This window comes from Marinobacter sediminum (genome assembly GCF_023657445.1).
Lineage (GTDB): Bacteria > Pseudomonadota > Gammaproteobacteria > Pseudomonadales > Oleiphilaceae > Marinobacter > Marinobacter sediminum_A.
The window spans coordinates 2,342,778-2,360,354 of record NZ_JAGTWY010000001.1; the positions used below are offsets into that span (position 1 = coordinate 2,342,778).

Sequence of the window (17,577 nt, forward strand, 5' to 3'; positions counted from 1 at the left end):
AGTTACTCAGCTCCCTGCTTCTGCTCGAGGAATTCCAGACGCCTGGCTTGCTCGTCCAGCTTTTTATTCAGCTCGTTCAACAGGGTTTCATCCGCAGATTGCCGCTCCGCTGAATGCTGCATTCCCCAACCACGATCGGGCCGGTAAATCGTTGCCCAGATCCACAGGAACGGCCAAATAGCATGCAGGGTAAATAAGCTGACCCAGCCTGCTACATGAATAGCGTCCTGGTGGGGATGATCACGGTGTTTGGCAATTTCGTAGGGAATGTCGTGGATGGCAATGACGCCATAAAACAACACTAAAACCACGAAAATCAACAAGAACAGAGCGACGTAACTGAGCATTAGCGATTCCTTTTCACCAATAGCAAATCTCTGACATGAGCCGTGGTCAGTATCAGATCCACGTTCAGATTAGTACACTCTAATCACTGACGCATGCAAAATCCGCTTATAGAGCCGCCAAAATAACCCTGTCCCGACTTCCTTTACCCGAGCCGATTCAAAAAGTTATATCTGCCTACATCTCAGTCCCCCCAAGCATGCGAAAAGACTTCTCCCGGCAGTAGCTCGTGCATTCTTCCCACCACAATCGCGGCCTGCGCTGTGTTCGGTTAAAACATCTAAGCTACCATAGATACCAAAGACAACTTTTCGGCGGGCTCCATCTTGCAGCAACACACGCGTTTCTGGATAGCAAAGGAACAGTTGAATGAATGACAGGGAAGCCAGGGAGGCTGCGGACGAGCAAGAGTCTCGAGTCAAGGCCCAGGATCGTGAATCCCGCGAACAGACACCGACGCCGAGCGAAAAGTCGCTGACTCGGAAAGAGCGTGAGGCCGTAGCCGAACATACCAATCTATCGTCGCTGACTGTCTACTCTATCATCCTGCGCGAGGGCGAAAATGAGCTTAAGCGCCCGAAAAGCTCGCTCTGGTGGTCCGGTGTGGCAGCAGGTCTCGGGATTTCGACCTCGGTCCTCGTCGAGGGCATTATCCGAGCCAATCTGGGCTCAGATCACCCCTACCTAACGTTGATTGCAAGCCTGGGCTACTCGTTCGGGTTTGTCCTCGTGATCCTGTGCCGGCTTCAACTGTTCACCGAGAACACCATCACCGTCGTGCTGCCGGTTCTGGCCCAGCCGACGCGCAACCGGTTCTATTGCAGTGCCCGCCTTTGGGCAATCGTGCTTGGGGCCAATGTCTGTGGCACGTTTATTACCGCCGCCATCGCCGTCTACGGGGGCATCCTTCCCGCCGACACCCTCGCGGCGATCCTGGAGATGTCGCGCCACCTGGCAACACTGACTCCGGCCGAGGCACTTTTGCGCGGTATTCCATCCGGCTTTTTCATAGCGGCTATTGTGTGGATGCTGCCTTCGGCGAAGAGATCCGAAGTGCTGGTTATCGTCATGTTTACCTGGCTGATTGCGGCGGGTGACTTTACCCATGTGATTGCCGGGTCAAACGAGATTTTCACGCTAGTGCTCAGTGGGGAAATGAGCGTCTTCAACGCCCTGATCTATCATATTTCCCCGGTACTCATCGGCAACATTATCGGTGGTACAGGTCTGTTCGCGATGCTGGCCTACGCCCAGGTTCACGAAGAAATGTGATGCAGCGCCGAGCACTGGTATCCACACTGGCTGGTTAATCGGTGTCGCTAACCCGCGCCGTCGCCCAACGTATGTCCTCTAACGGTCTCGTTGTAGAGGCATTGGTGCGTGTGCCATTTCTCGTCCGTGCTAGCCTTGTTGCCTTCCCACCGGGGATCTTGAGGCCGTTCGTGACTGTTGATGTAGGCAGCCACATCCCAGGCTTGCTGGTCCGTGAGAACGGCTTCCTTCTCCACAGGACTGGCTTTCCCAAGAGGCATGTTGTATTTGATGAAGGCAGCCGCTGTGTTGATCCGGTGCATTCCAGCCCCCCAGTTGTAGGCTCCGGCACCCCAAAGTGGCGGGAAAATCTGGCGGCCATCGTCCGCGAATTTTCCACTGCCGTCACTGCCATGGCAAATGCTGCATTGATTCTGGTACACCTCCTCACCACGGCTCACGCTGCTTCCGTTTTGGGGTTCGGGAACAGCCGCATAACCGCGTCCAGGCAGATTCTTGCCAATAGGTGCCCCCTGGGCCGACCAGAAAAAGAACGTTTGCAGATCCTTGAGCACCTGGCTATCGGGCTCGGGTGGCCCCCCGGCCTCCGAACTGTTCGCATTCATCGAGTAGGTGAAGCAGCCGCGAATACGTTCATCCATGGTATTGACGTGATCGTTCTTGCCCCGGTATTTAGGATAAATACCCCACGCGCCCCACATGGGAGCGGAGTTAGCGGCGAGACCGCCGGCCAGATGGCAATTGCCGCAATTCTGCTTGTTGCCCACAAAGCGCTTGGCTTCCGGGTGCTGGCGCGTATTCACGAATGCCTCCCAACCGCTGCGCACGCTGTCACCGAACGGCCCCTCGGGAATATCGTCGAGGCTTGGGGGCTGATGGTACCCCTCCGCACCGGCTTCTGGAGCCGGTTCAAGTTCCACCTGCTCAGTGAGCGTCTCATCAACCTGGGCATTCACTGAAAGTACAAAGAGCGCCAGGACCGCTGGCAACAGCGGACTCCGGATGCCACGAAGGGGGTGTTTGCTGTCCTTTGCTGTCATGGCGGCCTCTCAGGTCGGATTATTGATCGTTATTGGAAGGTTTGGCGGGCAACGAGGCAAACCAGGCGGTCACCGCCTGGCTATCTTCGTCACTGAGGCGTTTTGCAACCGATGCCATCAAGCCATTGGGGTCGTTGTGGCGGCTGCCGGACTGCCAGGCCTTGATCTGGTTTTGGAGGTACATTGCCGGTTGCCCCGCAATCGATGGGAAAGCGACACCCACGCCTTGACCCTGGAGGCCGTGGCAGGAGGTACAAGCGGGAATACCCTGTTGCCAGTCTCCGCGCTGAGCGAGCGTCTCCCCCCGATGCAGGGTTTTCTGATCCACTTCCCCACCGGGTGCCATGGTCGGAGGTTTCAGGCTGGCGAAGTATTCCGCGACATCCCCACGCTGCTGTTCTGAAAGCGCAGAGGCGATGGGGGCCATAATCGGGTTACTCCGAGTGCCGTTAGCCATTGCTGTGAGTTGCTGGGCCATATAATCGGCATTCAACCCCGCCAAGCGCGGCCATCCGGCGGCTGCATTCCCACCGCCCTGCGCGCCGTGACAGGAAGAACAGGCTTGCACCCCTTCACCGCCCTGTTGCGCCAGTTTTTTCCCTGCTTCGTTGGCCGCACCTATGGTGGGCATCAACAGTATCAGAAGTGAGAAACCAAACAGTCCACACGTAAAGCCGTCGCGACCGTGCATCAAGATGCCTCCTGGCCAAAAATATAACCCTGTCTCCCAGCCTAAAGCCATCTAGCTGGACACATACTAAAATCATAGTCCCTTGCGCCACTTTCTGGTACCACTAATCCATCCAGCATAGTCCGGAACAGATCTATTTTTTCAGAGCTGGGTATCCGTTCAGCCTAGCGGCAATTGCAAAGCAAAATTCAAAGAGGGAACCTAGACAAAAGAGTTCGAGGTCCCCAGCGGCGAGACGATACCTTGCGGGAAAACAGGAGCCTTCAATGACGTTTGATTTCAACGACCGGCGCGTCATCGTCGCTGGCGGCAGCAAAGGTATTGGCCGGGCCATCGCGTTGGGATTTGCCCGAGCCGGTGCCCGCGTTTCCGTATGCGCACGCGGGCAGGCGTCCCTGGACGCGCTGGCGGAAGAGGTGGCAGGCGAGGGGCTGGCGGCGCTGCATTTGGCCCCCTGCGACATCAGCGACAAGACCGCGCTGGAGACCTATCTGCAGAGCGCCATGGACGAGTTGGGTGGCCTGGATGTGCTGGTCAATTGCGCCTCGGCGTTCGGGCGGGAGGACAACGAAGAAGGCTGGCTGAGCAGTGTTGAAGTGGATCTGATGGGCACGGTTCGCGCCGGCCATATCTGCCTGCCGGCGCTTAAGGAAACCGGGGGCACGATCATCAATATTGCCTCCATCGCCGCCTTGCACGCCTCGACACGCACCGCCCCCTACGCAGCCATCAAGGCCGCGGTCGCTCACTACACCGGCAGCCTGGCGGTGACCATGGCCCCGCATAAAGTGCGTGTTAATGGCATTGCACCTGGCTCGATCGAGTTTCCGGGCGGCGTGTGGGATCAGGCCCGGCAGAACAATCCAGAGCTCTACCAGCGTATTCGCGGAGGGATTCCCTTCGGGCGCCTGGGCACGCCGGAGGAAGTCGCCGACGTCGCGTTATTCCTGGCCTCCGATATGGCCCGCTGGATTACCGGCCAGACACTGGTGGTGGACGGCGGCCAGGTCCTGTCCTGAGCCACCAACTCATCGCCCAAGGAGTTTTATAACGCCCATGCCCGAATCGACCCCACTTCAAACCCTGCTGGACACACTTCCTCAATGCGGCCGCGTTGAGTGGATTGGAATCCGCCCTGCACGCGGTGAACGCATGCAGGTGCTCGAGAGGGTGACGGTTACCCCGGGCAAAGGACTGGACGGAGATCGATTCAAGGGCCGCGATACCAGCAAACGGCAGGTGACCCTGATCCAGAAAGAACACCTGCATGCCATTGCCTCTTGCCTGCAGCGAGAAGGCATTGAACCCGAGGTTTTCCGGCGCAACATCGTCGTCTCTGGCCTGAACCTGCTGGCCCTGAAAGGCAAAAGGTTCCGGATTGGTGGTGTGGTGCTGGAATACACGGGCCTGTGCCACCCCTGCAGCAAGATGGAGACGGCCCTGGGGCCCGGTGGGTACAACGCCATGCGTGGGCATGGCGGCATTACTACGCGGGTGGTTGAAGGGGGTGAGCTGGCTCGTGGTGACGAAGTGCAGGCGTTACTAATATCCCAGCCCTGAGTCATCAGGGAGCACGAAGTCGGCGATTGTTCACGTCAGATCCTCCGCAAAGCATCATCAAGGTCCAACGTGCGAAACGTTTGGCGCAGCGTGTCGCCGGCCAGTCGCGCCTCCCATTGCCTGCGCTGTTCCAGCACCGACTCGTCGGCAGGCAGGGAGTCGAGAACGGACAATGCATAATCGCGGAGCAGTTCACTCCGGCACTCGATGACAAGATCGGACGACGCCGCAGTACCGGACTCGGAGTAGGCAAAGCAGCGCTGGACATTGCGCCTGGCGCTTTCCCGTTCAACCGGTGAGATCGCAACCTCCCGCGCGTCGTTGTCGGGAACCAGTAAAACGTTCACGCCCCGCCCGGTAATGGCCTCGGCGGTCTGCTGCGATTCGTGTGGAACGTAGACGTTCTTGTGGGTTGGCCAGATGTCGAACATGCCATAGTCGGCACAGGGGGCCTCTCGCTGAAACGTAAAGAAATCCGGGTAGGCATAAAACTCTGGCCCGCGCTCGCGATAGCGGTCATAGAACGCGGTGACGCAGGCCATGATGAGGGTCATTGCACCAATGCCCTCAAACCGACGAGGGACAACGATGCCAAGGCGATCCGTATCCTGAAACGACGAAAACAGGTCCGCGTGCGGAATGGCCTCGCCATCCTGCGTGATTTTGAAATCGGTGCCTCGGAGGCTGCTGCTGTGCATGATTATGTCTAACGCTTTCAGAAAATAGGCCTGTCCCGATTTTGAGCGGTCACGACCTGCCAGTCAAAACCATAACAACAAGCCAGAGTTGAGCCATCAAAGAAGCGGCGAAATACATCTGTCCCGGGTTTCCATTACAGCTTACCAGGGGTGATCGCTTACCAGCAGCCTGACCCGACGCGATCCTCGTAGTATCCTGTGAGTGCGTATAAGTCTGGCACGAACAGTAGTTACATTAATGCTTGATAGCTCAGTCGAAAGGAGTGTGAGAAAAGGGTCGGCGTACGCCGACAAGCTATCCCGCCCCGCCTCAAAGGAAGGGGGTTCTCACGAACGGTCTTATGGAATACGAACACGCAATTGTAAAATTTGAAGGCGACGTCGCCATCCTGCTCTGCAACGGCTGCGGTATCACGATCGCAGAGGGCACCAAACACGAAGACCGCGAGCACTACTGCACCATGTGCATGAGCGGCAATTGCAAAGCCAAATTCAAAAAAGGCGATTAAGCAACGTAGTGTAACGTTCCTACAAACCTCTCCTTGAGGCATGGCTCCCTATGCCTACCTCAAACATGCTCTGACAGGACTACCGACGCAGATAACCCGCCGTCTGCAGAAGCCTGGCAGAGGATGCAAACTGCAATCAGGTGACATTGGCAATGAGTGAGACAACCGAGGATAAAACAGCATCAGCGCCGCCGCCCGCAAAGAAGGGCTTCAGTGGCTTCCACGTCTTTGGCATTGTCCTGCTCACCATCGTTGCCACCGTAGGCGTTGGTTACTGGTGGTTAAGCCACTATGTTTTTCCTGAAAACTTCGACCCCGTAACTCTGAATGCCAGTGAACAGGATTCACTCAACACCAAGCTGAATACTCTGGGCATTGATACCCAGGGCGGCGAATCCGGCCGCCCGTTGCAGCCGGTACCCTACAGCGAGGACGGCGCCAGCCGGGAGGTACGCTTCAGCGAGCGGGAACTCAACGGTATGCTGGCCAATAACACCGACCTGGCTCAGAGACTCGCAGTCGACCTTTCGGACAATCTGCTGAGTGCCCTCCTTCTGGTGCCTCTTGAAGAGGACTTCCCTGTACTCGGCGGCAGAACCCTGCGAGTAAATGCTGGTGTAGAACTCTCCTTTGCCAACGGTCGACCCCTGGTTAAGTTAAAAGGCGTCAGCCTCATGGGCGTACCCATTCCGAATGCCTGGCTGGGTAACCTCAAGAATGTGGACCTGGTTAACGAGTTCGGCGCCAACCCGGGATTCTGGCAATCCTTTGCAGCGGGTGTGGATTATATACAGGTTGAGGATGGCCGGTTGCTTGTCCGGCTTAAGGAATAGCGCGGGTCGTCCGCCCAGAAGACAGCAGCGACATCGAAGATGCACTGCTAAAACTTCACTAAGGCCGGCGCCGGCAATTGCTGGCCTGCCAGGAACAATGCGGAAACTGGAAAATAAATCTGTCCCGGTGTTCCCGCAGGGGCTTCGCGCTGAAAGGTAAAGACTATGTAACGACCTAACGAATGAGGTCAGCACTCACACGCATCATCATCCTGGCCCGGGGATGTTTTTCAGAAGCTCGGCATTTGTGGGGTACTTCTCAAGCAGCTCAACCAACTTTTTTGTGCCCTCTAGCGGTTTGAGACCGCCAAGCGCCCGGCGCAATGCTCTTATTTTGTCTAAATCTTTTGGGTCCAACAGCAGCTCTTCACGGCGTGTACTGCTTTTCGAAATATCCAGCGCGGGAAAGATTCGCTGATTCGCAACGTCTCTCGATAAAACCAGCTCCATGTTCCCCGTGCCCTTAAATTCCTCAAAGATAACCTGGTCCATACGGCTGCCGGTATCCACCAAAACGGTTGCCAAAATGGTCAGCGAGCCGCCATTCTCAATGTTTCGTGCAGCGCCAAACAACCTCCGCGGGATCTCCATCGCTCGAGCATCCACCCCGCCAGACATAGTACGACCGCTGCTCTTTCGCTCCGCATTATGCACACGCGCAAGCCTGGTGAGAGAATCAATCACAATCATGACGTTGTGACCCTCGCCCGCTTGTTGGCGGGCGATATCAAGAAGCTCATCGGCAACGCGAACGTGATGAGCATAGCTTTCATCCGAAGAAGAAGCGTGTACCTCAGCCGGGACGCTACGCCTGAAATCAGTGACCTCTTCGGGTCGCTCATCTATCAATAACGCGTAAAGTTTAATCTCGGGATACGCCTTTCCCACCGCCTGGCAAATATGTTTTAAGATCGTCGATTTTCCAGACCCCGGCGGTGCCACTATCAAACCTCGCTGCCCCATTCCAATCGGCGTGATCAAATCCATCGCGCGCACCGTGAGTTTTTCTGAACCTGACTCCAAGCGAATCCCCGGCGTTGGATTGATAGCCACAGCATTTAAAAAACGTTTTTGTGGATCAGCCTCACCTTCCACCTCAACCATAGCTTCGGCTTCCGTAGCCACTGGTTTAGGGTCTTTTTTTCGTCTTCCGGTTAAACCTAATGTCTTTCTCGTCATGGTTGTCTGATAGCTCTTGTTTGATAGATATTTTTAGAAATGGGCTGATAACGTCAAAAAAACAGAAGCCCTAACGGATTGCTGAACACCATTTTCGACAAAGACAGCCCAAGGCAAAAAACCAGTGTGCACAAAATAATTCTGTCCCGGTTTTTGTCCCGGTTTTCCCCGTAGCTGATCGCGGCGCCCCAGTCCTGCCCAACCAGAAAGGCGGGTTTTCCATCGTTCAGGTGATCAATCAGAGTCGCCATATCCAGCGCGAGGGTGGCACAATCGAAGTAACCATTCTCCGCCGTGCGAGTCGGTGCGTAGCCCCGGGTGAACGGCGCTATGACGCGATACCCGTTCTGCGCCAGGAAGCGAATCTGGTGTTCCCATGAATAGGCGTTATCCGGATAGCCATGAATCAGAAGCACCATAGGGCCCTTGCCCGCTTCCAGATAACAGTATTCAGCGCCATGGATCTGGAGAAATTTGTGGTCAGCGTAGTCAATCGCTTTCATGCCAGTGCTTTGCGGGTGTTGCATGGAGCCGGTGCCCTTTTATTAACGCGGAGGTTTCAAAGCGTGAAACGTTGGGAACTGAGGGACAGTATCATTGGATCACGCTGGAAGGGCCGATTACGAGGCTTTCGCAACGGGAAATAAATCTGTCCCGGTTTCTTTCATACGTTAACTACCGAGAGGCGTTTGTTGCGTTTTCTGTACACTTGTTCGAAATAGAGAGCGGAAACCGGGCACGATCACCCTGGCTCGTCTTGGCATCAGCCTCTCCTTGCTTTTGAAACACAGGATCCATTCTGTGCGCTGGCCGCAGGTATCAACCGCAGTACAGGAAGCGTTGGTAGTGACTCGAATTAACTCTGAACCACAAGAGAAGCCGCGAAGCTATATCTGTCCAGCTTCTTCGCTTATTTATTACTATAGGACGACGACACTTTCTGAGATAGTCTTTGAACCCTTGCTCTAGTCTTAGATCTCAAATAGAGATCATCCAGCACATAGTCCAAAATTTCATACGAATCCATTAAGTCAGCTCTTGAAACATCGCCCGAATGACTGCCTTCGTTTCCAACAAATCTTATAGCGTTTAGCATACCGGTCAAATCAGGAACCTGATGTTCAAACAACGCAATCCGTTGAAACAAGTTTAGTTTCTTCCCTTTCCCATTAACTTTCTCCACCTCCAACTCATCTAAGAGTGCCTCTAATGATCGTCGAACAATATTGGCAGCAGATGCAGGATCAGAAAACATCAACGAAAACGACTTGAGCAAAAGTTTTCTAACATTCTCTGGATATAGCTCACTCAACGAAAAAACTTGGATACTTGGAGAAAAGAATTCAGGATATAACCTAGCAGGTCGATCGATTTTTTCTTGCGGATTCTTTCTGTATATTTCAGCGCGCCCAGTAAATGAAACAGTGTCACCACAGCTCTTACAGTCAAGAAAACCTACGAATCTTGATTGAACCCATGAAGCTTTCTCGATTGCTGTTGATAAAACCGTTAAAACGCCTAATAAAAAATTATCTTCAAAATCATCCATCTTGAAATAATCTGGATCAAACTGGCGCTTAGATTTCTTAAATTTTAAGGTTTTATAGTCTATGGCCAAAGTTCCTTTACCACAAAATGGACAGGGCCATTTCGGCAAAGAGTTGACTGAAAAGGGGGGCGACTTTTTCCAAATGTCAGTATTAATTGTCACATCAGCCTCAGGAAAAATAAGTTAATCATGCATCATATATATTTAATAATTTACTTCAAAAAAACACCTGTACACTAGGACGCACGACCAACTGATTGATGACTTTTTATCGATTTTCTATGTAATTTATTATAGGCTGGAGAGTCAGGATACTTAATTTTCATGGTTTCTATAAAACGATAAAGCTTCCCATAAGACTTCTTATCTACGCTATATATAAACGAGAGCATCCCATTTACATGATTGTAATTTTGGTTTTTCCCCGTGAATAAATGATGGATTTTTGCTCTTGTTTCGCGTAATTTTTGCCGCCCTATGCCAATACCACTTTGCGAGACAACTAACCCTGTAACTTTTTTTTGCCTTTTCGTACCACAAACCTTAGTTTTCTTCTTGTTTATCTTAAAATCTTCGGAGCTAATTATAGTTCCCAGAAAGTGTCTTGCTTTTTCAATCTTATGTGCCGACTGCGCGGAGAGTGTTAAGTCATCAGCATATCTCGTGTAGACAATACCTTTAGGCCCAGCATAACCATGAATTCTTGCATCTAACTTTGCACAGATTAAATTAGCTAATTTTGGCGATGTAGGCGCGCCTTGAGGTAAGCAGCCGTCAAATACACAGAAATTAGTCAGCAGATTACTCACATTTTTGTTGTAACCAACTGAGCGAAAAACGCCAAAAACCTTGCTTGCTTTGATACTGGGAAAAAAATTCTCTAAATCAAGATTTAAGACATAGTTTGCGCCTTGATGTGGGGCTGCATTCTCTAGAATTGAGGTGCCCAAATCAAACCCTTTCGAATGAGGAGATGTTGAGAGCTTGTCAAGGATACTCCGCAATATCCATGCTTGGACAGCCTTAAGTTCTCTGTTTGGTTGAGCAATAACCCTTTTTCTTCCGTCTTTTTTAGAGACTTCATATACCTTATATAGATAACGGGCTCTATACGAAAAATATGACAATTTACTTGGGGATAATCGTACTGCCGCTGCGAGATCGTCTATATCCTTGAGGGCAGGAAGCCCAAGATTCTTTAGGCGATATATGTTGTAGGAAGTCATGTGGCGCCCACCTTTACGACTTAAGAAACGGATGTAACTGTGCCGGGCGCGAAAAATACGTTTTTCGTGACAGGCACAGTTACATTCGGCATTGTGCAAGATTTAATGCAGGATAGCGAAACACTACCCAGTGAACCCAAGGGTTCACTCGCTAAAGGTGAGCGCCGAAACTAACCCTATCATACGAGACAGATGAATTTCTACGATTTTCCGCGTTAAGAATCTCGACTCTCGCTCGATCGAGATACGTTGATCGAAACGTAGCGCGAACATACTCCCTTCCGATTGCTGTAACCTGAAAACCTGAGGACGTTCTTGTAATCAGTCTCTTTTGAGCGAGCCGACCTAAAGCGGATCTCGTTGCTATCTCACACAATGAATCATCTTGAGAGGTAGCATATTTCATTAATCTATAGAGCCCATAAATGTCGATTACATCTATCAGGTAAATACAAGGAAGAATAAAATTCTCCGTCTCGAGAATGTTAGCAACATTTTTTTGAACAGGGCACAGCTTTTTTATGTTGGTAATGTAATCGTTAACCCTTCTGTATAAACGGTGCTGCTCCGTTTTTTCCGACATTTTTTCATAATTTGCCTGAGTAACCTTCCCCGACTTTGATGACTTTACGAGTCTAATCGGACCATAATTAATAAAGCTCTTGTCACTTTTGAATTTTTGGTTGGGCACCACTATCATTTTATTTGCAAGCTTAGTATTATTTGAGAATGCTCCGAGCTCCGCGAATGATCCAGGGCTTTCGGGGAACAGAACGATAGCATCAACGCTTTCAGCTAGAATATTCTCAAGCTTTAGTAAGCTGTGCTGGCCTTGGCCCGCTAATAAATCGTCGAACAGATCCTCTGGGTACAAAACTTCATATCTAGGATATTTTGAGAAAATACTAGCCATTTTTGAGCGAGCGTTGTGCTCGTTTGTAACTTCCCCTCCACAGAGGAACACTGTTACCTTCCGTTCGCTACGAGGTACAAATATTCGATCTTTCACGATTCTTGATACCTGATTTAGATCCTTTTCTCTAAGATTTTTCTCCACGATCATTCCATACAAAGTCAATAGTGTTTTGAATAACCTAAACAGATATATTTTACACCAGTAACAACCTGAAAACGGCTACAGAAAGCAGATCTTCCCCGATTACCTTTATGGCCGGCTTGGAGCCAAAGAGCGGCAAAAAATCGGTCGCCGTGCAGCCGCTTGTTAAGCATGCTACTCGTCGGCACATGACCACAAATGAGCTTCAACTGCTTGAATGTATTCGCTCTCAATTCTCTCGCGGTACTTATTAACCAAGTCAGCGTAGAATCCAAATACGTCAGAATCACATATTATCCAGTTCACCTGTTCATTGTTGCCCAAGATTCTTGATAACTCATTCACTTGGCTGTAAGAAAAATCGTCGTAGGACGAAAGTCTCGCAATCGCGGAGTGCGTTGCTGAGAAATTGGAGCTTTCACGGAGTGACTTAATATCAAGCTCTTTCTCGAGCTCACTAGCCATTCGAATATCTGGATAATGGTCCTTGAAGAACTGAGATAGCCTCCTGTAAAAAATAACATCGGACTTATTTGTCTCGGACCACTCATCAATCAAGAAATCTTTCAATAAGTTTTCGTCCAATACAGAATAGTAATCCCTATCATCGGCTATTAAGTGCAGGTCCTCTCCCATAGGCACCTGAGAAAGCAGAACTTCCCAGTTTATTGCATCGCCGAGAGATCCATTTTTTCCAGGCGGATTGCCCACATCAACTCGAAACCTTGCCTTGCTGATGACTCCGTCACCTATGGGCAGTTCCTTCGCATTCTGGAAGAGCTCGCCAATAACCTCATCAGCCTCTAGCTTCCGCCCTCCAATGTCGGACTCCAGACTACTTACTAGGTCTTTCATTTTCTTGTTAAAATTATTTTGTAGCTCACGAATCTCATCGAATTCAGGGTAGCTTTTACAAAAAACCGGAAAAGATACTTTTTTATTTTGGTCCTTCAGACGCTTAATCGCGTCCTGGACCTTATTCTCTCTGTTTCTGAAAAACTCATCCTTTACTTGCTGGGGCAGCCAAAGCCTGACTTCGTCTCTTTCCAAAAGCACACTCAGCTTTCGAATTTCTTCGAGGTCATCATCGGAGAGATGGTAAAAAGACAGGAAAATATTTGTATCGATAAATATGTTGATACTCACCAGGTGGAATCCTCTCCTGCTTAACGCCGCGCTCTGCGGCAAATTTGGAGCGCAGCGGAAAATCTGTCCGACAGCAGCGCCTTGTTAGCTTTACGCCCTGTTCCAATCTCTGGCGCGGACTCGTCCAGTCTGATAGTAGGTTGAAACAAGCTCGATATAATCACGGAAGTCTTCATTCTCTATTAGTATTCTGTTTGTAGACTCCCAATCAACATCTGGACGGGAACGCGCAGGCAGAATCATCTCGCTTTCACTTGGGTTCTCAGGGTTGAGCAAAATTACACCAATTCCGTGTAACGCAGATAACATCCTCAATTCTTTTTCAGTATTTGCATCGGCAATAGATGTGCCTACTAAATAGCCCTCATTTGCCCAGCTCGAATTGCTTACAGCTTGAAAAAAACTCTTTCTGGCGTTAGAGCCATTCAGCTCTTTCTTTACCTCAAAAGACCATAGGCGGACACTCTGCCCTGCGCCCTGCTTTACACAGCTTCTAATTAATTCATTCCATTCTTTGTCAATGGGCTGCATCGCAACTATGTCTGGGTGCAACCATTGATTGCCACCGCTACCTCTTGAATTTTTGGAACGTTTCTCATCTATTCGAAGGCAGTATAGTTTCAGCTCCGTTTTGAGGTACTCAATCAGTAATGGATACAACTCATGCTCTGACAATATGTGGTTCGTAGCTGGTGCAGTATCTACTTCTACTTCCTCGTTATCAGGACCATCAAACTCAGAAACCTCCGGAATATCCGTCGTCTTTCTATCTGGGTCATACCAGTACAGTCTCGGGCGAGGCTTATCCTGCCAAAACACATGGGGGCTTTGATTCGCAATTTGATCCTTTTGAGCACCTATTTCGGCAACAATCTGAGTGACAAATGCTTTTTCGTCGACAAATCTCGGATTATTACGTTTTTCTGCGTAGTCACCTGGGTAAAGATTAACGATTGCTTCAGCAATAGCCCGCGCACTGAAACGTTCTTTTGGATTGTCTCGGAGAAACTGAACCACTTTTTGTGATTGTGATAATTTGGACAAACTTTATTCCTTACTCAAAAGCCAAAATCAGAAAAGCTAACAGTGATTAGATAGCGCGCTTCGTTATTGCAATCATTTGAGCGTCAATAAAAGCTCAGAACCAAAAACTCAGATTTCGCCAACTAAACCACTTAAATCAATGCGCTACGCTGCGCTAATGCTCTGATCTCGCCGTAATCATTTGACAGCTTCGTTATTGCAATAACGAAGCACCAACGATCCCCCGGCACTTGGGAAAAGCCTTACAGCCAAAAAACTCCTTCCCAATATTCTCTCCGCGCTTCACCGTGCGCTTTACCATCTCACCCTGGCACTTCGGGCATCGTGGCTCACTGTTTTTCTTCGCCACGACCTCCTTCACATGCGCCACGTGCCTCCGGTGATTGCTGAACGTAGCCGCCAGCCGCCCGGATTCAATGGCCTCGATCACCTTCTCAACTTCAACATCCGACAGCCGCTGCTCGGTTTGGGCTTTGATATAGCGGACATACCCACCACCGTGGGTCACGTTCTCCGGCATGGGCGTTTTGAATGTGGAATCCCCCACAAAGACCACTACGGAAAACACCTGCTCATCACTCAGGTCCAACAGGTTTTGCAGTGTCTTAACGTGTTTGTAGTTCTGGTGCAGCGGGTTCTGAAATTTCTGCGAGTACTTGAAGATCTTCTGGGTCCAATACCGCTGTTTTGCGTTACCAAAGATCCAGCCCTTCATATTCTTGGTTTCCACCACAAATACGCCGTACCGGGAAACAATGATGTGGTCGATCTGGGTGGTGCCGTCTTCCGTGGGCAGGGTGACGTTCTTGATCAGGTGGTAGCGGTTTTTATCGAGGAAGAGTCGAGCTGAAGCATTAACAGTGAACTCTCCCACTTGGCCTTTGAACCATGGAGAACGCAGTATGGTGACCAGCAATACGAGGGGTATCAGATACCAGAAGTGTAAAAGAGGCTGAATCAGTATTGAGGGGTCCATCGTCCGTTATCCCTAACATTCGGTGCTTCCATAGCAAGTAGCTACCTACACTAGACCATCTCAGTGCGTTTTTCTGCGCCAATTACAAAAAAACATATTTTTTATGCCACAAAAAAAGCTGTGCAGTCACCCTGCACAGCTTTCTGTTTTCCAGTGTTTTTAGGATCTCTCAAGGTAGAACCGCGAGGGCGCTACCGATAAAAATCTCAGTCTTTCCCGCCACGCTTGGCTCGCTTCAGCCCATAGACAGCAACGATGGCGGCTGCTCCTATGGCAAACAGGTACTCAATATGCAATCCATCGCCAAGAGCTTCGTGGCCGGCGTGACCAAAGGCAGCGCCAGAGACCAGAAGCAGGCTGGCAGTCAGAGTCAGTCGGTTAGTCAGTTTCATGGTTGTCTCTCCGTCGTTCGTTTAAAACTCAAAATCCGGTTTCTTTAGGCGGTTTCAGCAAGCTTCTCAGGCCGGCGCTCCGGCAGCATGCCCCGCTCCAGAATGAAGCTGATAATCGTCTCCAGCCCTACCCCGTCATACAGGTTGGTGAACACGAAGGGGCGTTCGCCGCGCATTTTCTTGCTGTCCCGTTCCATCACATCCAGTGAGGCGTGTACCTGTTCGGCAATGTCGATCTTGTTGATGATCAGCAGGTCGGATTTGGTAATACCGGGCCCGCCTTTGCGGGGGATCTTGTCGCCGGCGGATACGTCGATCACATACAGGGTAAGGTCAGACAGCTCCGGGCTGAAGGTCGCGGAAAGGTTGTCGCCGCCGGATTCCACCAGCACCAGTTCCAGGTTAGGGTGCCGGCTTTGCAGGTCGTCGATGGCGGCCAGGTTCATGCTGGCGTCTTCACGGATGGCGGTGTGCGGGCAGCCGCCGGTTTCTACGCCCAGAATGCGGTCTGCGGGCAGGGCATCGTGTTTCAGCAGGAAGTCTGCGTCTTCCCTGGTGTAGATGTCGTTGGTGACGACGGCGATGTCGTAGTGGTCTTTCAGGGCTTTGCACAGTTGGCGCAGCAGGGCGGTTTTGCCGGAACCAACCGGCCCCCCCACTCCAACTCTCAGACAATGTTTCATGTTCCATCTCCTCGTTGTTTTCGTGCTCCGAGTAGGTCGGCAAGTAGCAAGAGCTTTTTGAAAAACGCTTCAAGCACATCCATGTGCGCTTGAGCTCCGCCATCCATGGCTCCGCACATTTTCAAAAAGCTCTTGCTACTCACCTGTCTGGCCATCGGAGTGGCTTCCTAGCTTCTAAAAAGCCGTGAATACTGGGTTTCGTGTAAGGCACTGCCGAGCGCCAGGCCCGGCAATACCGGGCCGAGTTCGTCGTCTTCTTTCTGCAGGGCGTTATCCACGGCCATCACCAGTTTTGGGCGCAGGCGCTCGGTCAGGCGCTGGGCGGCGGTGTGGCCCAGGGGCATGGCCTTGCAGGCGACGGCGAGCTGGTTTTCCAGCCAGGCCCAGGCGAAGCCGAGCAGTGTTTGCCGTGCCGGCACCCGGCGCATATGAGCGGCCCAGGCAAACAGGGTCACATAGCCGGGGCTTTCCGGCAGCAGGCCGTCGTCCGGCAACAGTTCCAGGCTGCCGAGGAGGCGTACCAGAGCCGCGCCCAGGCGGATGTCTTCGTCGGTCAGTTCGGCGGTTTCCCGGGTGGCGTGCAGCCAGTCGTTCCATTCGGCGATCACGCTGGCGTCACGGTCGGCCCATGCCTGCTGCACCCGTGCCAGCAAGGGCAATTCGCAGCGGGTGAGGCCGTCTTCCAGTACGCCTTCCAGCCACTCGCCCAGCTCCTCCTCATTGTTCACCCAGCCCAGCTCAAAGGCGCTTTCCAGGCCCTGGGACCAGGCAAAGGCGCCGATGGGCAGCGCGGGGCTGACCAGTTGCAGCAGCCCAAGCAGTGCGAAATCGCCCACCGCGGTCTGGCTGCTGTCAGTGAGCATGAGGGTGGTCATGGTGGTGGCCCTTTCCGTGGGAATGGCCAGTTTGTGCGTAGGCACCCGGCTCGGGGTCAAACGGGGCACGGTGGTGTTCCAGGGTGGCGCCGAGGTGTTCGGCCAGTTCTTCCAGAACGTGGTCTGGCGGGAAGCGCACCCAGGCCGTTTTCCCATCGACAGGGCCACCCTTCGCCTTGTCGTCACTGCCAATGGCGAGGGACACGTGGCGGTTGCCGAGGTGATAGCACAGCCGCGCCATGGCAAGGCCCGGCTCGATGTGAGCGGTTACTACCGGCTCGTCGGCGGCGCGGATGCGGATGATCTCGCCGGTTTCTGCCTGCAGGAAGGCGCCTTCGCGCAGCACGGGGCCACGGTCGAGGAACAGGCCGACGTCGTAACCGGTGTCGGTTTTGGCGCGCAGGCGGCCGCGCATGCGCAGCTCGAACGGCAGCGTGAGGTGGTCGTGGATTTCGGATGTATCTACTGGTCCGACCCGTTGGGTAAGTTCAAGCATGTCGGT

Annotated in this window: 21 protein-coding genes; 5 read left to right on the forward strand and 16 right to left on the reverse strand. The window is 52.0% G+C overall.

Translation table 11 applies throughout. The features are described 5' to 3' along the window. Positions 1 to 2: 2 nt before the first annotated feature. Complete coding sequence (locus tag KFJ24_RS11175; protein WP_250831168.1) at positions 3 to 347, reverse strand: DUF3302 domain-containing protein; 345 nt, start codon at positions 345 to 347, stop codon at positions 3 to 5. A gap of 367 nt (positions 348 to 714) precedes the next feature. On the opposite strand from KFJ24_RS11175, the gene KFJ24_RS11180 reads away from it, so the two are divergent. Beyond that, complete coding sequence (locus tag KFJ24_RS11180; RefSeq protein ID WP_250831169.1) at positions 715 to 1,617, forward strand: formate/nitrite transporter family protein; 903 nt, start codon at positions 715 to 717, stop codon at positions 1,615 to 1,617. Positions 1,618 to 1,664: 47 nt separating this feature from the next. On the opposite strand, the gene KFJ24_RS11185 is transcribed toward KFJ24_RS11180, so the two are convergent. Together KFJ24_RS11185 and KFJ24_RS11190 are read right to left on the reverse strand one after the other, a co-directional pair. After that, entirely contained in the window at positions 1,665 to 2,657 is a 993-nt protein-coding gene (locus KFJ24_RS11185; RefSeq protein WP_250831170.1) for a c-type cytochrome, read from the reverse strand. A 19-nt stretch (positions 2,658 to 2,676) separates the two neighbouring features. Further along, complete coding sequence (locus KFJ24_RS11190) at positions 2,677 to 3,348, reverse strand: c-type cytochrome (RefSeq protein ID WP_250831171.1); 672 nt, start codon at positions 3,346 to 3,348, stop codon at positions 2,677 to 2,679. A gap of 266 nt (positions 3,349 to 3,614) precedes the next feature. Here KFJ24_RS11190 and KFJ24_RS11195 point away from each other — a divergent pair, with 266 nt between their 5' ends. Both KFJ24_RS11195 and KFJ24_RS11200 read left to right on the forward strand, forming a co-directional pair. Further along, positions 3,615 to 4,367: an SDR family NAD(P)-dependent oxidoreductase gene (locus KFJ24_RS11195; RefSeq protein WP_250831172.1), complete on the forward strand. Its 753-nt coding sequence runs from the start codon at positions 3,615 to 3,617 to the stop codon at positions 4,365 to 4,367. Between the two features lie 37 nt (positions 4,368 to 4,404). Next, on the forward strand, positions 4,405 to 4,908 hold the full coding sequence (locus KFJ24_RS11200) for an MOSC domain-containing protein (RefSeq protein WP_250831173.1): 504 nt from the start codon (positions 4,405 to 4,407) through the stop codon (positions 4,906 to 4,908). 35 nt (positions 4,909 to 4,943) lie between these two features. Here KFJ24_RS11200 and KFJ24_RS11205 read toward each other — a convergent pair whose 3' ends face one another. Continuing rightward, complete coding sequence (locus KFJ24_RS11205; RefSeq protein WP_250831174.1) at positions 4,944 to 5,606, reverse strand: hypothetical protein; 663 nt, start codon at positions 5,604 to 5,606, stop codon at positions 4,944 to 4,946. A 341-nt stretch (positions 5,607 to 5,947) separates the two neighbouring features. Between KFJ24_RS11205 and KFJ24_RS11210 the strand changes: the two genes are divergently transcribed. Together KFJ24_RS11210 and KFJ24_RS11215 are read left to right on the forward strand one after the other, a co-directional pair. Beyond that, positions 5,948 to 6,115, forward strand: coding sequence for a hypothetical protein (locus tag KFJ24_RS11210; RefSeq protein ID WP_250831175.1), 168 nt, complete (start codon positions 5,948 to 5,950; stop codon positions 6,113 to 6,115). A gap of 152 nt (positions 6,116 to 6,267) precedes the next feature. Beyond that, positions 6,268 to 6,948, forward strand: coding sequence for an arginine N-succinyltransferase (locus tag KFJ24_RS11215; protein WP_250831176.1), 681 nt, complete (start codon positions 6,268 to 6,270; stop codon positions 6,946 to 6,948). A 207-nt stretch (positions 6,949 to 7,155) separates the two neighbouring features. On the opposite strand, the gene rho is transcribed toward KFJ24_RS11215, so the two are convergent. From rho to ureE, 12 genes are all read right to left on the reverse strand, one after another. Continuing rightward, a complete protein-coding gene (rho, locus tag KFJ24_RS11220; RefSeq protein ID WP_250831177.1) occupies positions 7,156 to 8,127 on the reverse strand; it encodes a transcription termination factor Rho in 972 nt (323 codons plus the stop codon). 53 nt (positions 8,128 to 8,180) lie between these two features. Next, complete coding sequence (locus KFJ24_RS11225) at positions 8,181 to 8,654, reverse strand: alpha/beta fold hydrolase (RefSeq protein ID WP_250831178.1); 474 nt, start codon at positions 8,652 to 8,654, stop codon at positions 8,181 to 8,183. A 383-nt stretch (positions 8,655 to 9,037) separates the two neighbouring features. Further along, positions 9,038 to 9,838 carry a DUF4145 domain-containing protein gene (locus KFJ24_RS18260; protein WP_250831179.1) on the reverse strand — a complete coding sequence of 267 codons (801 nt, stop codon included), beginning with the start codon at positions 9,836 to 9,838 and terminating at the stop codon, positions 9,038 to 9,040. A gap of 74 nt (positions 9,839 to 9,912) precedes the next feature. Then, positions 9,913 to 10,902: a retron St85 family RNA-directed DNA polymerase gene (locus KFJ24_RS11235; RefSeq protein ID WP_250831180.1), complete on the reverse strand. Its 990-nt coding sequence runs from the start codon at positions 10,900 to 10,902 to the stop codon at positions 9,913 to 9,915. A 151-nt stretch (positions 10,903 to 11,053) separates the two neighbouring features. Continuing rightward, on the reverse strand, positions 11,054 to 11,959 hold the full coding sequence (locus KFJ24_RS11240; RefSeq protein ID WP_250831181.1) for a retron St85 family effector protein: 906 nt from the start codon (positions 11,957 to 11,959) through the stop codon (positions 11,054 to 11,056). A 174-nt stretch (positions 11,960 to 12,133) separates the two neighbouring features. Continuing rightward, positions 12,134 to 13,105 carry a PIN domain-containing protein gene (locus tag KFJ24_RS11245; protein ID WP_250831182.1) on the reverse strand — a complete coding sequence of 324 codons (972 nt, stop codon included), beginning with the start codon at positions 13,103 to 13,105 and terminating at the stop codon, positions 12,134 to 12,136. A 90-nt stretch (positions 13,106 to 13,195) separates the two neighbouring features. Continuing rightward, the gene (locus tag KFJ24_RS11250) at positions 13,196 to 14,149 is read right to left on the reverse strand and encodes a COG2958 family protein (RefSeq protein ID WP_250831183.1); all 954 of its coding nucleotides are present in this window, start codon (positions 14,147 to 14,149) and stop codon (positions 13,196 to 13,198) included. A gap of 193 nt (positions 14,150 to 14,342) precedes the next feature. Then, positions 14,343 to 15,125, reverse strand: a complete 783-nt coding sequence (locus KFJ24_RS11255; protein WP_250831184.1) for a nuclease-related domain-containing protein — start codon at positions 15,123 to 15,125, stop codon at positions 14,343 to 14,345. A gap of 206 nt (positions 15,126 to 15,331) precedes the next feature. Next, on the reverse strand, positions 15,332 to 15,517 hold the full coding sequence (locus tag KFJ24_RS11260) for a hypothetical protein (protein ID WP_250831185.1): 186 nt from the start codon (positions 15,515 to 15,517) through the stop codon (positions 15,332 to 15,334). A gap of 44 nt (positions 15,518 to 15,561) precedes the next feature. Further along, positions 15,562 to 16,200 carry an urease accessory protein UreG gene (gene ureG, locus KFJ24_RS11265; protein ID WP_070964516.1) on the reverse strand — a complete coding sequence of 213 codons (639 nt, stop codon included), beginning with the start codon at positions 16,198 to 16,200 and terminating at the stop codon, positions 15,562 to 15,564. A gap of 167 nt (positions 16,201 to 16,367) precedes the next feature. Continuing rightward, a complete protein-coding gene (locus KFJ24_RS11270) occupies positions 16,368 to 17,063 on the reverse strand; it encodes an urease accessory protein UreF (protein WP_250832623.1) in 696 nt (231 codons plus the stop codon). Beyond that, the gene (gene ureE / locus KFJ24_RS11275; protein ID WP_250831186.1) at positions 17,053 to 17,571 is read right to left on the reverse strand and encodes an urease accessory protein UreE; all 519 of its coding nucleotides are present in this window, start codon (positions 17,569 to 17,571) and stop codon (positions 17,053 to 17,055) included. The genes KFJ24_RS11270 and ureE overlap by 11 nt, the downstream gene beginning before the upstream one ends. Between the last annotated feature and the right edge of the window lie 6 nt (positions 17,572 to 17,577).

Coding starts and splice junctions, on each gene's coding strand:
- KFJ24_RS11210 (WP_250831175.1), top strand. CDS start 5,948: ATGGAATACGAACACGCAATTGTAAAATTTGAAGGCGACGTCGCCATC.
- KFJ24_RS11225 (WP_250831178.1), bottom strand. CDS start 8,654: ATGCAACACCCGCAAAGCACTGGCATGAAAGCGATTGACTACGCTGAC.
- KFJ24_RS11270 (WP_250832623.1), bottom strand. CDS start 17,063: ATGCTCACTGACAGCAGCCAGACCGCGGTGGGCGATTTCGCACTGCTT.
- KFJ24_RS11185 (WP_250831170.1), bottom strand. CDS start 2,657: ATGACAGCAAAGGACAGCAAACACCCCCTTCGTGGCATCCGGAGTCCG.
- KFJ24_RS11205 (WP_250831174.1), bottom strand. CDS start 5,606: ATGCACAGCAGCAGCCTCCGAGGCACCGATTTCAAAATCACGCAGGAT.
- rho (WP_250831177.1), bottom strand. CDS start 8,127: ATGACGAGAAAGACATTAGGTTTAACCGGAAGACGAAAAAAAGACCCT.
- KFJ24_RS11235 (WP_250831180.1), bottom strand. CDS start 10,902: ATGACTTCCTACAACATATATCGCCTAAAGAATCTTGGGCTTCCTGCC.
- KFJ24_RS11255 (WP_250831184.1), bottom strand. CDS start 15,125: ATGGACCCCTCAATACTGATTCAGCCTCTTTTACACTTCTGGTATCTG.
- ureG (WP_070964516.1), bottom strand. CDS start 16,200: ATGAAACATTGTCTGAGAGTTGGAGTGGGGGGGCCGGTTGGTTCCGGC.
- ureE (WP_250831186.1), bottom strand. CDS start 17,571: ATGCTTGAACTTACCCAACGGGTCGGACCAGTAGATACATCCGAAATC.
- KFJ24_RS11195 (WP_250831172.1), top strand. CDS start 3,615: ATGACGTTTGATTTCAACGACCGGCGCGTCATCGTCGCTGGCGGCAGC.
- KFJ24_RS11260 (WP_250831185.1), bottom strand. CDS start 15,517: ATGAAACTGACTAACCGACTGACTCTGACTGCCAGCCTGCTTCTGGTC.
- KFJ24_RS11190 (WP_250831171.1), bottom strand. CDS start 3,348: ATGCACGGTCGCGACGGCTTTACGTGTGGACTGTTTGGTTTCTCACTT.
- KFJ24_RS11180 (WP_250831169.1), top strand. CDS start 715: ATGAATGACAGGGAAGCCAGGGAGGCTGCGGACGAGCAAGAGTCTCGA.
- KFJ24_RS11200 (WP_250831173.1), top strand. CDS start 4,405: ATGCCCGAATCGACCCCACTTCAAACCCTGCTGGACACACTTCCTCAA.
- KFJ24_RS11175 (WP_250831168.1), bottom strand. CDS start 347: ATGCTCAGTTACGTCGCTCTGTTCTTGTTGATTTTCGTGGTTTTAGTG.
- KFJ24_RS11215 (WP_250831176.1), top strand. CDS start 6,268: ATGAGTGAGACAACCGAGGATAAAACAGCATCAGCGCCGCCGCCCGCA.